Annotated in this window: 11 protein-coding genes and 1 pseudogene; 7 read left to right on the top strand and 5 right to left on the bottom strand. The window is 62.4% G+C overall.

Annotation, left to right across the window (positions count from 1 at the left end):
• Positions 1-52 precede the first annotated feature (52 nt).
• Positions 53-1,588 (top strand): globin-coupled sensor protein, encoded by a 1,536-nt coding sequence (locus AArc1_RS02800; protein WP_117362808.1) that lies wholly within the window; start codon positions 53-55, stop codon positions 1,586-1,588.
• 18 nt (positions 1,589-1,606) lie between these two features.
• Here the strand turns inward: AArc1_RS02800 and eif1A are convergent, their stop codons facing one another.
• Positions 1,607-1,897 (bottom strand): translation initiation factor eIF-1A, encoded by a 291-nt coding sequence (gene eif1A / locus AArc1_RS02795; protein ID WP_117362807.1) that lies wholly within the window; start codon positions 1,895-1,897, stop codon positions 1,607-1,609.
• A gap of 138 nt (positions 1,898-2,035) precedes the next feature.
• On the opposite strand from eif1A, the gene AArc1_RS02790 reads away from it, so the two are divergent.
• Positions 2,036-2,215, top strand: coding sequence for a DUF7470 family protein (locus tag AArc1_RS02790; RefSeq protein ID WP_117362806.1), 180 nt, complete (start codon positions 2,036-2,038; stop codon positions 2,213-2,215).
• A 65-nt stretch (positions 2,216-2,280) separates the two neighbouring features.
• Here the strand turns inward: AArc1_RS02790 and AArc1_RS02785 are convergent, their stop codons facing one another.
• Together AArc1_RS02785 and AArc1_RS02780 are read right to left on the bottom strand one after the other, a co-directional pair.
• The gene (locus tag AArc1_RS02785; protein ID WP_117362805.1) at positions 2,281-4,254 is read right to left on the bottom strand and encodes a DUF460 domain-containing protein; all 1,974 of its coding nucleotides are present in this window, start codon (positions 4,252-4,254) and stop codon (positions 2,281-2,283) included.
• Positions 4,255-4,327: 73 nt separating this feature from the next.
• A pseudogene (locus AArc1_RS02780) lies at positions 4,328-4,528 on the bottom strand (IS5/IS1182 family transposase); the annotation flags it as partial.
• A 232-nt stretch (positions 4,529-4,760) separates the two neighbouring features.
• Between AArc1_RS02780 and AArc1_RS02775 the strand changes: the two are divergent.
• Positions 4,761-6,464 carry a histidine kinase N-terminal 7TM domain-containing protein gene (locus AArc1_RS02775; protein WP_117362804.1) on the top strand — a complete coding sequence of 568 codons (1,704 nt, stop codon included), beginning with the start codon at positions 4,761-4,763 and terminating at the stop codon, positions 6,462-6,464.
• Between the two features lie 58 nt (positions 6,465-6,522).
• On the opposite strand, the gene rnz is transcribed toward AArc1_RS02775, so the two are convergent.
• Entirely contained in the window at positions 6,523-7,455 is a 933-nt protein-coding gene (rnz, locus tag AArc1_RS02770; RefSeq protein WP_117362803.1) for a ribonuclease Z, read from the bottom strand.
• A gap of 199 nt (positions 7,456-7,654) precedes the next feature.
• Between rnz and AArc1_RS02765 the strand changes: the two genes are divergently transcribed.
• Positions 7,655-8,842 carry a DUF7282 domain-containing protein gene (locus tag AArc1_RS02765; RefSeq protein ID WP_117362802.1) on the top strand — a complete coding sequence of 396 codons (1,188 nt, stop codon included), beginning with the start codon at positions 7,655-7,657 and terminating at the stop codon, positions 8,840-8,842.
• 27 nt (positions 8,843-8,869) lie between these two features.
• Here the strand turns inward: AArc1_RS02765 and AArc1_RS02760 are convergent, their stop codons facing one another.
• Positions 8,870-10,045 (bottom strand): HD domain-containing protein, encoded by a 1,176-nt coding sequence (locus AArc1_RS02760; protein WP_117362801.1) that lies wholly within the window; start codon positions 10,043-10,045, stop codon positions 8,870-8,872.
• Positions 10,046-10,393: 348 nt separating this feature from the next.
• Between AArc1_RS02760 and AArc1_RS02755 the strand changes: the two genes are divergently transcribed.
• From AArc1_RS02755 to phnE, 3 genes are read left to right on the top strand one after another with little or no spacing between them, the layout of a single operon-like run.
• Entirely contained in the window at positions 10,394-11,518 is a 1,125-nt protein-coding gene (locus AArc1_RS02755; protein ID WP_228442376.1) for a PhnD/SsuA/transferrin family substrate-binding protein, read from the top strand.
• A gap of 59 nt (positions 11,519-11,577) precedes the next feature.
• Positions 11,578-12,375, top strand: coding sequence for a phosphonate ABC transporter ATP-binding protein (locus AArc1_RS02750; RefSeq protein WP_117362800.1), 798 nt, complete (start codon positions 11,578-11,580; stop codon positions 12,373-12,375).
• A gap of 5 nt (positions 12,376-12,380) precedes the next feature.
• Positions 12,381-13,577, top strand: coding sequence for a phosphonate ABC transporter, permease protein PhnE (gene phnE, locus AArc1_RS02745; protein WP_228442375.1), 1,197 nt, complete (start codon positions 12,381-12,383; stop codon positions 13,575-13,577).
• Positions 13,578-13,628: the final 51 nt, after the last annotated feature.

The following is a 13,628-nucleotide window of genomic DNA, read 5'->3' as shown; positions in this document are numbered from 1 at the left end:
GTAGGAGCATCTAGCCAGTACACTTTTCAAGGGCACCTTCGCACGGAACCGCATGGAGGTCCCAGAACCAGGGGCGTCGGTGGCACCGGGGGAATCAATCGGGATGGATTACGAGGCCGACCGCCTCGTCGACGAACTCGGCCTGACCGAGTCGAACGTTCGGTGGCGACAGTCGTTCGTCGACTTCACCCACGAAGACAAACGTCGGCTCGAGGCGCTCAACGACGTCGTGGGCGCGAACCGTGACGACCTCGTCGACGCGTTCCTCGAACCGATTACCGAGAACCAGCGAACGGCAGCGATTCTGGATCGATCACCGCGGGATCTCCAGGCGATTCGACGGATCGTCGAAGGGTACCTCGAGACGTTAACCGGCGGCACCTACGACCAGCGATACTACACGCATCGGACGCGGATCGGACGGCTCCACGACCGCCTCGAGATGCCGCTGTACTACTTCGGCGGAATGTTCGCGAATATCTCGGTCGCGTTCCTCGAGGCCCTTCGCGATCGAACGCTCGAGCAGGCGACGGCCGCACTCGAGGGGACCGACGGCGACGACGCGGCGGACGACGTCACCGACGCAATCGAGGAGGGGTTCGCCGACATGGCGGCGGTGATCCGCGGGACGAACCTCGACATGCAGGTCGTCAACGACACCTATCTTCACTCCTACAGTAAGGATAGCGAACGGCTCAAACAACAGCGTGAGGTAGTCGAATCCGTCGACGACTCGCTCGAAGACCTCCGCGAGGCGTCGGCCGCGGTCAACGACGAGACTGCGACTATCGAAGGACTGGCGGCCGAACAGACCGAGTCGATGAGCGAGACGGCCGCCGAAGTCTCGAGTCTGAGCGCGACCGTCGAAGAGATCGCCTCGACCGCAGAGGAGGTGAGTGCAACCACCGAAGATGCCGAACAGTCAGCGACGCGGGCGACGGAAACCGCAGAAGAAGCGATCGACGAAATGGAACAGGTGGCCGCTCGCACCGACGACGTCACCGAAACCGTCGACGAACTACGCGACAGCGTCGAGCGAATCGACGAAATCGTCGCCGTCATCAACGATATCGCCGACCAGACGAACCTGCTCGCGCTCAACGCCTCGATCGAGGCGGCCACTGCCGGGGAAGCTGGCGATGGCTTCGCCGTCGTCGCGAACGAGGTCAAATCCCTCGCCGAGGAATCCCAGGAAGAAGCCACAACGATCGAGCGAATGGTGTCGGCAATTCAAGACGATACCGAATCGACCGTCGACAGTCTCGAGGACGCAAACGAAGCGGTCTCGCGCGGCGTTGACCACGTCTCGGAGACGGTCTCGAGTCTCCAGGAGATCGAATCGACCGTCAAGGAGGCGAGCAACGGCACCGAAGAGGTCGCCGCAGCGACCGACGACTTAGCGGCGAGTACAGAAGTGGTCGCTGGGATGGCCGATAACGCCCTCGACGGCGCGACCGAGATAGCCAGGGCGACCGACTCGATCGAGGCGGCGACTGATCGACAGTCCCAACGGGTCGACGAAATCGCCGCCGAGATCGAACGGCTCGTCGCCGCGACGGAGAGCGGGCCGTCGTCGACGTTCGATTGAAAAGAGGTGAGTGACGAGCTACTGAATGTGTCCTTCCCGTCGTAGCTGGTCGGCGTCGGCTTTTTCGTATCGCCAGGTAATATCGGCTTTTTCGTCCTGCCAATCCCACGGGGAGACGAGGACGACGTCGTCCTCGCGTATCCAGACGCGCTTTTGCATCTTTCCGGGGATGCGTGCCGTACGTTCTTGTCCGTCGGCACAGCGTACCTTCACCCGATTCGCTCCGAGCATATCCGTGACGGTCGCGAAGACCTCGTCGTCTTCGGGCATCCGGAGGTTCTTGCGACCGCCTTTGCCGTCATTGCCCATGCGCCAGCGTTCGATTCCGACCACATTAATGCTTTATCGATCGAGTTGGGTCGGTCGCCAGCAGTTGTCGGCGCCAACGGCAGCTTCCGACACCGCTGAACCACGTGGTTTATTTCGCTCGCCTCGACACCCCTGGGTATGTTACGAAATCTCGGTCCACTGGGTATCATCGGGATCGTCATGTTGCTCGCTGGCATCGGCCTGATCGCCTACGAGAACCTCGTGATCGCTGCCGGACTGGCGCTCGCTATCGCCGGATTGGGGCTGGCTGTTCGCTCGCTCGTCTCCGGACTGCTCAGCCAGTGGGGGCTGTTCTGATCGAACCATCCCATCTGCCATCCACCGTGCTGTCAGTCTGACGTCTGTGATCCTCGCGAGCGGATTCAGACTTCGTTGTTACCGGCCCGGTGTTCACTGATGAGTTGATCGACCATCGCGGCTTTGCGGTCCAGTTCCCGTTTTTTCGCTTGCTCGCGCCAGTCGTCGATTACGGCCTCGACGTCGTCCTCGCGGGCCACCGCGAGCTCGTCGACTTCCTGCATCGCCACGTCACCAGCCGGACCGACCGGAATCTCGTTCTCGAAGAGGAGTTCGTCCGCGATCTCCGAAAGCCCGCCGTCTTTGAGGACGACCCGTGGCTCGAATCCGGCGAGTAACTCCGCGGTCGACCGACCCGCGCCGCTCGCATCACGCAGATAAACAACGTCACCAGTGGCGATCCCGTACTGTTCGTCGGCTTCACGGAGCGCCCCCTTCGTGAACTTCTCGACGACTTTGACCGGCACGAGCCCCTCTTTTTTCGCCGAGACGTCGCTGAAGTTCGAGTGATCGAGCTTCCACAGGGCTTTCATCCGATCGACTTTCTCCTCGAGCGCCTCGACCGTCTCACGGGCCTCATCGCGTTCGTACTCGAGGCGTTCGGCCTTCCGACGGTAGCGGGTCACCTCGCGGTTTCGGCGGACTTCCTTGCGTTCTTTCCGGCGACTCGCCTCGAGTTCGCCCTCGAGTTCATCGATCCGGTCGTCTCGGTCTTCGAGTCGGCCCTCGAGCGTCGAGACGTGTGACTGGAGGCGTTCGACCTGTCGCTCGAGGTCCCGGATACGCCGTTCTTCGGCGGTGAGTTCGCGCGGTTCCGGCTGAGTGGATTCAGCTTCGGGTTCGTCGTCGTCCTCGAGATCCCTGCGGACGGCTTCAACGCTCTCCTCGCCGGCGACGACGCGGGCGATGACTTCGCCGCGGTCGATCCCGGCCGGGAGTTTGGCGTCGATCCGGCCGAACTGGTCTTCGTGCGCGTCGAAGGCGTACAGCGCCGCGGCCATTGCATCGCGCTGGTGGTCATCGTCGTATGGGTGGTCGCGGGTCCGGTGTTGTTTCTCGTCGATCGGGAGGTCGCGCTCGGGCGTCCAGCCCGCGGCGTCGAAGCTCCGGCGGAACTTTTCGACCGTCTCGGGCATCGGCGTCACGTCCGCCGCAACGATGATCGGACGGCCCCGTTCGACGATCCACTCGATCACTGCGGCCGTATCGGTCGTACGCGAGCTAAAGACGTCTAACACTTCGCCCTCGAGACTGACGATGGAAACGGCGGTCGTCGTCCCCGGATCGATGCCGACGACGACGTGGTCGTGGCGTTTCGCGAGCGGGCGGAACTCGATCCCGTCGCGTCGTTCGCGTTCGATCTCGACGCGGACGTCGCCCGACCGATTTCGCGAGACCGGGATGTCGGCCGGCCGAGCCTCGACGGTGAAGACGGCGTTCGCATAGCCGCCGTAGGCCTCGCGGATCTCGACGTCGTACTCGAGGTTCACCCGCTCGAGTTCCGACTCGACCTCGCGGGCGCGCTTTTTGACCGAGCCGTGGATGCGCCGGGTGAACCGATCCTCGCTCCAGCCGCCGCTGCCGGTCGACCGGCCCCTCGAGACCTTGACGGTGGTCGTGTCGGTAAACGCGGAGACCTCGTACCCGACGTTGTGGGCGGCCAGTCGCGCTGCAGCCTCGGCTTCTTTCATCGGCTCCTTGCCGTAGGGGATGCCGTGGCGTCTCGCGACGCGCGAGAGCGGTTCAGGTCGTTCGTCACCGGTCACCTGAACGAGCATCGTCTCGGTTGGTAACGAGCCAAGAAAGTGGACGAGCTGGTCCTTGTCGGCGGCCAGCTCGTACATGTTGTCCGTCGCGACGATGGCTGGCTTCTCGTCATCGATCAGTCGCCTGAGCTTCCGGTGAGAGACGACATCCCGCCTGACGTCCTCACCCTCGAGGACGACGAGCGCGTAGGAGGGCGCATCGCCACGCACGTCACCGCTCTGGACGTCGACCCCGAAAACGACTGCATCAAGCGCACTCGTTCGCGTGCTCACGACCGGCCCTAGGGCCGAGTCAGGTATAAATCCGACGCGAACTCGAGCCTACCGATATGATAGAGGAGTTCCCTTCAGCCGTTTGATCGTAGCATTTCGACGCATCTTGACCGGCTGGCATCGTCCTCACGTCTGTCGAATCGATAGAGTGGGTCACGTCGAAGCCCTCGTCGATTACGTGTTCGAGGTCAGTGAGGAAGCGATCGACCGGGTCTCTGGACGGCGGTCGATCGAATCCACAGCTAAGCCAGACGTCTGTGTTGTTCAGTTCTTTAGGATCATCTTGCAGGGTCGGTGAACTCATCCACCTCAGCGTTCACCCTGCTCTTTGGTGTACTACTTGTTCTATGACACCACACAACAACTGCAACGATGTGCACACTGACGTGCAGTGGCCAGTATAGTTGACCCACCTATCGGCCATACTACTTATAAGAAATTGTACTCGTTTGATACCTACGGGGTCGGATGCGTCGACGGCTGCTGGAATCGGTGACAGCGAATCAATGAATACAGGACAGGCGGTGGCGGGGTCGATAGTGGTCGCGACCTGTTTTCCCATCGCAACGATGTTGTGGCTCGCACATCGACATAGCCACACGCCCGGCTCACGCGGACTGAGCGTGACGCTCGTGGGATTTTTCTTCTGGAACCTCGCGTCGGGCCTCATCATCGTCCACCCCACCGAAACGACCTTTCGGGGTCTCTGGGGACTCCGTCTGTTCGCGGCGAACCTCATAGCGATCGGCTGGGCCGTCATCGCCCTCGAGTACACCCGCCGCCGTCGGCTCCGACTCGGCTATCTCGGCTGGAGTCTCCTGTTCGCGATCCCGTTGCTGACGCAGGTGTTGTACGCGACCAACACGTGGCATCACCTCGTCGTCCACCCGACGACAACGGTCACGGGTATCGGGGCGCTCGAAGTCGAGCACGGATGGTGGTTTTACGTACACACGACGTACAACTACGCCGTCCTCGGGCTCGGTGGAGTTGCGCTTTTACTCGCCGACGCCGTTCGCTCGTCCGGCATTCATCGACGACAGACACTGATCCTGTTTGTCGGCTTCGTCGTCGCCGCAGTCGCCGCCCTCGGGTTCACCGTCGAGGTACCCCTCCCGGCGTACGTCGATCCCGGGCCGTTCGGGTTCCTCGTCACCGCATCGCTGTGGACCGCCGCTGTCTTTCGATACCGACTGTTCACTCTCGTCCCAGTTGCCAGGCGAAACGCGGTCGAGACCATCCCGGACGCGCTGGTCGTCGTCGACGCCACCGGCCACGTCGCCGACGTCAACGAGGCCGCAACCGATCTGTTCGACGTCGACGAGGACGTCCTCGGGATGCGAGTGGCGACGCTGTTTTCGGACCATCCCTCGCTGCTCGAGCGCCTCGAGAGCCGCCGGGAGTTCGAGACGGAACTCAGCATCGTCGATAGCGGCCAGGTCAGACACGTCTCCCTGACGGTGACGCCGCTGTCGATCGATTCGAACGACGTCGGAACGATCCTCATGCTGCGTGACATCACGTCGCTCAAAACGAGACAACAGGAGTTCGAACTCTTACAACAGTTGTTCTCGCGCGTGCTTCGGCACAACCTTCGGACCGAACTGCAGTACATTCGTGGCTACGCCGAAGAGATCGCCGACGGGGAGACGGATCCAGCGCGGGCGAGACAGTACGCCGAGACGATCGTCGAACGGGCGGACGAACTCGAGCGGACGAGTCAGAAAGCCCGGCGTATCGAGAACGTCCTCGGTACCAGCCACGAGCGATCCGTCCACGACCTGCGTTCGATTCTGACCGAGACCGTCGCGGCACTCGAGGCGGCCTGTCCCGACGTGGACGCGACGTGTGTCGGTCCCGGCGAGGCCTGGGTTACGGCCCATCCAGAATTGCAAAGCGCCGTCGCGAACCTCCTCGAGAACGCGATCGTCCATGCAGAACGGGACGAGCCGCGAGTCGAGGTGACGATAACCGAGCGAGACGAAACGATTCAGACGACGATCGAAGACAACGGTCCCGGCATCCCGGCCGACGAACTCGAGGCGCTGCGTAACCGCTCGGAGTCGGCCCTCGAACACGGCAGCGGCGCTGGGCTCTGGCTGACCGACTGGGTGATCGAGAAATCAGGCGGTGAGTTGACCTTCGAGGTGACCGACGCCGGAACGACGGCGACGGCCACGCTCCCGAAAGCCGACGCGGTCAACGAGTAACCCTCGTCACCGAGCATCGGTCCGGGACGAATCCGACCACGGGTCCGCAGACGGGCCGTTATTCCTCGGCGTTCGGGTACGGAACCTCGAGTTCGTGGCCGTCGTCGGGGACGAACACCCGGCCGTCGAAGCCCTCGCGGGCCTGGGAAACATGGTCGTCCGTATAGCCGGCGTAGCGCGAGGAGAGGTGTACCAGCGCGAGCCGTTTCGCGCCCGCTCGAGCGGCGATCTCGGCAGCCCCGCGGGCGGTCGAGTGGGCCGTCTCCGCCGCGCGGTCGGTCCCGTCGTCGGCGAAGGTCGCATCGTGGATCAACAGATCGGGTTCGTCGGCGACTTCGATCGTGCTGACGGTCGGCCGGGTGTCGCCCGTGTAAACGATCGATCGGCCGGGCCGAGGCTCGCCGACGACCTGGTCGGGGCGGACGACGGTGCCGTCCTCGAGTTCGACTGGCTCACCCTCGTGGAGCCGCGAGAACTTCGGCCCGACGGGGACGCCGAGTTCCTCGGCGCGCTCGCGGTCGAACCGGCCCTTACGGTCGTCCTCGACGAGCGCGTAGCCGACCGAGCGGGTGTCGTGGTCGGTCTCGAACGCCCGGACCTCGTACTCGTCGCCGCGATAGGGGACGTCACCGTCGCCGACTTCGGTGACGTGGACGGGAAACGAGGGGCTGTTGTCGAGTGCGGTGACGAGTTCCCGGATCTTCCGACGCGTGCCGGACGGCGTGTGGATCGACAGCGGTTCCTCGCGGTCGTTGAACGCCATCGTCTGCAACAGGCCGGGAATCCCGAAGACGTGGTCGCCGTGGAGGTGCGTGACGAACAGGTGTGAGATCGAAAATCCAGTTCCGAAACGCATCATCTGGCGCTGGGTCCCTTCACCGGCATCGAACAACAACTGGTCACCCCCCCTGGCGACGAAGAGTCCGCTCGGGTTCCGCTCGGTCGTCGGAACCGCACCGGCCGTCCCCAGAAACGTCACGCACAGTGGCATCGATACGTGTTCGACGACGCGTGACTAAACCCGCTTCGATCGGCCGAGGTCGTACGGTCGGTATCGGTACCGAGGCCGCCACCTCGAGCGACGACGCAGCGCGTTCGTCAGCGAACCAGTCGAGTTAGCCGACCGTGCGAACGGACGACGCGTTTAGAACCCTCGAGGTCGTACAGTCGGTATCGGCACCGACCCCCCAATGAGCTCGAGATCGATCCTGGGAACCATCAAGCGACTCGTCGCAATCTTGCTAGCGATCGCGATCGTCCTGGCCGCTGGCATACTCATCGGACAGGCACCCGCCATCTTCGGCGTGGAAGAAGACCCCGAGGCGTCGATCACGTTCGAGGACCAGGAAGGGAACGGAACGGTCGTAGCCGTCGACGAGGTGACCCTCTCGGACGGTGGCTTCGTCGTCCTGACCGACGACGACGGCGAGGAACTCGCGGTTTCTGCGTATCTCGGCGAGGGGACACACGAGAGCGTTACCGTCGAACAGGACGAAGAGGGCCCCGAACTGCTCGGCAGCCTCACCGCGACGGTTCATCAGGACACGACCAACGACGAGACGTTTGCCTACGACGAAACCGACGGCGAGGAAGATCATCCGTACCTCGCTGACGGCTTCCCAGTAAGCGACACGGCGACCGTCACCAGCGAGGACGACGACGATCCGATGCTCGACTCCTTTGCCGTCGAATCCGTCGACGCGCCCGCGACGGCGACGACGAACGAGACGATCACGGTCGTCGCCGAGATCGAGAATCCGACCGACCTCGAGATCCAACAGCCCGTCGAGTTCCGGATCGACGGCGAACTCGTCGAACAGCAGACGCTCGACCTCGAGCCCGGCGAGTCCCAGGAGGCCAGTGCCCAGATCGACACGCGTTCGCTCGACTCCGGCGAACGGACCGTTGGCGTCTACACCGCCGGCGACGGCGCGCTCGAGACGGTCGACCTCGAGTTCCACACCGATCCGTCCGTCGACGTCGTCGACGCGGACGACGACTCGGTGACCGCCAACGTCGCGATCCCCGCCGAAGGGTTCGTCGCTGTCTACGACAACGAGACCGACGACCGCCTCGGCACGAGCGAGCAACTCGAGACCGGCGACCATGAGAACGTCACCGTCGAGTTCGACGAGAACGCCACCGTCGAAGACGACGACGAACTGCGGGCGGCCCTCTACGAAGGCGACCCCGCGGATCCCGACGCGGCGACGACGATCGAACACGACGACGAGCCCGTCGAGACGACGTTCACGCTCGAGGACGTCGCCGACGAACTCGAGGCTGACGACGAGGACGATGACGAGAACGACGATGATGACAGCGAGACTGGCGACGATAGCGATGATGACGGCACTGACGGCGACGACGACGAGTAGCGTCGGGTGCTCCGTGCCAGAGGACTGTTAGGGGACGACATCGGCCTCGACGCCCAGAACGGCGGCCGCTGCCTCGGTGACGGACTCGAGGTGGGCTTCGGGCGCGTAGACTCCGAATCGCCAGAGTTCGCGCGAGCAGGCTTCGAGGCCGGAGACGAGCGACGAGCGCTCCTCGAGACGGCGGCGTTCGCCGTCACCGACGATTCTGACGCGTGACTCCGGAGTGTGTGGTTCGGCGGGGCTGTCGACGATGACCTCTTCCGACCGAACGCCGGCGGTCTCGGCGATTTCACGCTCTATGTCTCGAGTTCGGTCGTACTCGAGGCCGACGATACCGTCCGGGACGCTCGCGTGGGGAAGCCAGATCGCACGTTTGTACAGGTGACGTTCTTGGAGCCGTCTGGCGGTGTCTGCGGTCGGTTCGTAGCGTTCGAACGCCGCTAAGAGCTGGGCGTCAGTAAAGCGAGCGAAGCGCTCGGCCGTGACGTCCCCTCCGGTGAGCAACTGCTCGCTCGCGCGGTCGAGCATCGCCCCCGCAATCCGGGAGACGTGGTGTCGGTAGACAGTCACGTTCATCAGGGTCCGGGCGATGAGCGCACTCTCTGCGGTGGCGACGTTGCCCGCCTCGAACGTGAGTTCACCGTCGACCACCCGCAGCGCATGGAGGAGTCGAGCGTGGTCGATCGTGCCGTAGGGCACCCCAGTGTGGTGGGCGTCACGAACGAGGTAGTCCATGCGGTCGACGTCGAGCGTGCCGGAGACGAGTTCGCCGAGCGGGCCGCCACCATCGACCGTTTCGGCGATTGCGTCGGGGTCGAGGCCGCGAGCCTCGAGAACGTCGCCGAGCTCGGTGTCGGCGAGCAGCCAGCCAATCTCGTCGTGGTGTCGACCGAGGTGGCGCTCGATGGCGGCTTCGGTCTGGTGGCCAAACGGGCCGTGGCCGACGTCGTGGACGAGCGCCGCCGCCCGAAGCCGTTCGGCGAGGTCGGCGTCCACCTCGAGTCGGTCGACGGCCTGTGACGCAAGGTGATACACCCCCAGGCTGTGTTCGAAGCGAGTGTGATTCGCCGACGGATAGACGAACTGGACGGTACTCAGCTGGCGAATCGCACGGAGTCGCTGCATTTCGGGGGTGTCGAGCACCGCCTCCGCCATCGGACGGAGCTCGATGTAGTCGTGGATGGCGTCTTTGATCAGGGTCATTCGGTAACGGATGCGTGGGCGCTCTCGAGGGGGACGTCGTGGCCCGCGGCGGGATCCTCGACTGTGTACTCGAGCTCGATGGACGGCTGTCTTCGGTTGCCGCCGTTCCGACGGCGGCTCACAGACTGAGGTCTTGTGGCGCATGAACAGGCAGCCGACTTCCACACCCCAGCCAGTCCGCGGCAGCCGATTCGGAGTTGACAGACCATGTCACTCCCTCGTTGGCACTGGTACAAAATCCGAACGGTTGTCGGGCCAACGGAGCGTCACCCGGCCGGAGATCCGTCGGCTCGCAATATCACAGGGATAGAAACATTATTGATACCGTGATAGTAACACCCAACCGGAATGCCGGAGTACTCCGTCGGTGGGAAAACAAGGCGTCGATTTTTAACTGCATCGGGGGCCGCGGGTGCCCTTGCGCTGGCTGGCTGTGTGGAAACGGGGGCAGACGACGATGGTGAGGAGACCGACACCATCGAGTTCGTCCTGAACCCCGCCGAAGAGACGCTGGATATCGAAGTACAGTACGGACCGCTGATCAGGAGCATCGAAGAGGAGTTCGACGTCGAAGTGCGTACGACGGTCGCACAGACGTACAACGCAACCGTCGAAAACCTCTCTCGAGCAGGGGAAGGCGACAGGATGCTCGCCGATACGTCCCCGGTGGCCGTACTCGAACTCGGAAGCGACGTCAGCGTCTGTGGAATGCGTATCCAGTTCGGTGCGGCACAGTACTTTTCGACGCTCGTCGCGAGAGCGGACAGCGACATCGAGAGCGTAGACGACCTGCACGGAGAGACCGTCGTTGGTGGGAGTCTCGGCTCTATTTCCGGTGGCATTGCGGCGCTGTGGATGCTCCAAGATAACGGGCTCGACCTCGGGAACGCAGTCGACGGTGGATCGGCGGAGGACTTCGAGTGGATCGGCGATCAGGCACACGACATTGCCCTCGGCCAGCTCATGGACGACGACTCGATCGCTGCGGCCGGTGCAGGAGAGTTCGTGACGATTCCGAACATCTCACCGGACGAGATAGCGGATAACTTCCCGGAGGTCGCGGACATCTCCGCCGAATTCGACGGAGCAGGCTCGGACAGCACCGATCTCCGGCTTTTGGAGGCGTCACCACCGCTTCCACGAGCACCGATCGTGGCAAACGGTGAGTGGGACGATGACCTCCGAGCGGAGATCGACGAGTTCCTGATCAACGCGGACGAAGACGTCCTGGGCCACGATGCACACCAGTTAGCCGAAGACCTGGCCTTGGACATCGACGACGAGGTGCTCGATGCCTTCGAGGAGGACGACGACTTCGACATCGACGACTGGGACGTCGATGCGGACGACTGGCAGGAGTTCGACGACCACCTGCTCTGGTTTACGGGTATTCAGGAGGCCGACGCGTCCGATTACGATCCGATCGCGGACTTCGCAGCGGATCTCGGCATCGACTACGACGACCTGGCATAGCTGACCCGGCAACCGCGACCAACCAAACAACCACAACCGAGAAGTTACCGATTTGAGTAATGAGTAAGATCGTCGTCGATGGACTGAGAAAAACTTACGGAGACACCGTCGCCCTCGAGAACCTCTCGTTCGAAGTCGAGGAAAACGAGTTCGTCATCATCCTCGGTGTTTCCGGGTCCGGAAAATCGACACTGTTACGGTGTATGTGTGGGCTGAACGAACCCACCGAGGGACGCATTCTGATCAACGGGGAACCGATGACCGCCCCCCGACCCGATGTCGCGATGATTTTCCAGCAGCACAACCTCATCGGCGACATGTCCGCCTACTCGAACGCACTCACTGGCGGCATCAATCGGACCGGCCTCCTCTCGAACATTTTCAGACTCCAGAGCAAGGAGGAAAAACGGCGAGCGCTCCGTGCGCTCGACACCGTTGGATTGCTCGACGAAGCCGAACAGAAGACTCGTCGAATGAGCGGTGGCCAACAGCAACGGGTGGGCATCGCTCGAGCCTTGGTCCAAGAATCAGAGGTGCTCCTTGCTGACGAGCCCGTTGCGAGTCTGGATCCGGGAAGTGCACAGGACGTAATGCGCTATCTCCGGCGGGCGTCGGACGATCGGGATTTGAGTACGTTCATCAGCCTACATCAAGTCAACATCGCACGGAAATACGGTGAGCGGTTTATCGGATTACATAACGGAAAGAAGGTGTTCGATGGCTATCGGGATGAGTTGACCCTCGATGCAATCGATAAGATATACGGCGATATCGATACGGACGGGATGTTCGTCGGCGAGAGGTCGACCGGTGACGCACACTCATCCGCCACATCCAGACAGGAGACGACATCATAATTCATATGCAGAAACGTGGACCAGCTGATCAAGCCGACGGCGATAGCCGGGACTCGAAGCGTGCCGTCCGGACGGAGGGCGCACGTGACGAGCAAGAACGGGTGGATACAGACTCACTAGAGCCGATGCCGGATGGTGGTGTCGTCGATCAACAGCCATCCGACGGCGACGATGAGATAAATCGCCAGTTCGAGAGCATCAAGGAGACGCGCAAACAGCGAGCGATCGGCTGGGCTGCGCTGGCCGGGCTCTTAGGATTTCTAACATATCAAGGTTTTGCAGCGACGGAGTTTTTCGACGACGATACGGACTTCACGTGGGGTCACTTCTCGAGTCGGATGACGGAGTATTTCCCGATGGCCGAGATAACGGACCTCGGTGGGTTCTCCGTCCGGATTATCGACGTTCGCGTCTACTGGGAGTTCATCAGGGACATGAACCTGATCTACGATCCGGAGGTGGGGTCGTTGATCTTTCAGTTTCCGGTTAATCTGACGGATCTGTATGCGTTCGTCTTCGTCGAGTTAGGAATCTTCTCGATCTTCGGCGAGGCCGGAACGACGCTCGCGATGGGGCTGGTAGGGACGGTGCTTGGCTTCCCGCTAGCGCTGCTTTTCAGCATCCTTGCGACCGAGCGCGTCCTCCCGTTCCCGTTTAATTTCGTCTTCCGAGCGGTCATGTCGTTTATTCGGGCGATCCCGGCGATCATCTGGGCGCTCATCTTCGTTGCGCTCGTTGGACTCGGGGCGACTGCTGCCACGCTCGCAATCGGCTTCAACACCATCGGAAACCTCGGGCGGCTGTTTGTCGAGGACCTAGAGGAGCTAGAGGACGGGCCGATCGAGGCGATGCAGACGACCGGTGCAAACAAATCGGAGATCGTCTTTTTCGGGATGCTCAGTCAGGTTCGGACCTCGTTCATCGCTTGGACGCTGTACATCTTCGAGATCAACGTTCGGGCAGCGGTCACCGTCGGGGTTATCGGTGCCGGTGGACTTGGTGCGATCGTCGCCGCACAGCAAAATCAGCTCAACTATCAGGAGATGATGGCGACGCTGTTCGTGATCTTCGTCCTGATTTTGCTCGTCGAACTGTTCAGCCAGCGTCTCCGAGCCCGACTTCGTTCGGACGAGGAAAAACGCTCGTGGCGAGAACTCATCTTCGGCTTCCCGGCACGGATGGCCGATTCACTCCGGCAGTAAGTATCGAGCGCGGCCTCTCGGTGGATATCGCCGCTTTCGGTCGTCGTTCCG

Origin of the sequence: Natrarchaeobaculum sulfurireducens (assembly GCF_003430825.1) — an archaeon.
In the GTDB taxonomy this organism is placed as follows: domain Archaea; phylum Halobacteriota; class Halobacteria; order Halobacteriales; family Natrialbaceae; genus Natrarchaeobaculum; species Natrarchaeobaculum sulfurireducens.
Note: the sequence above shows the minus strand (reverse complement) of the source record. Positions and strands in the feature narration are given on the sequence as shown.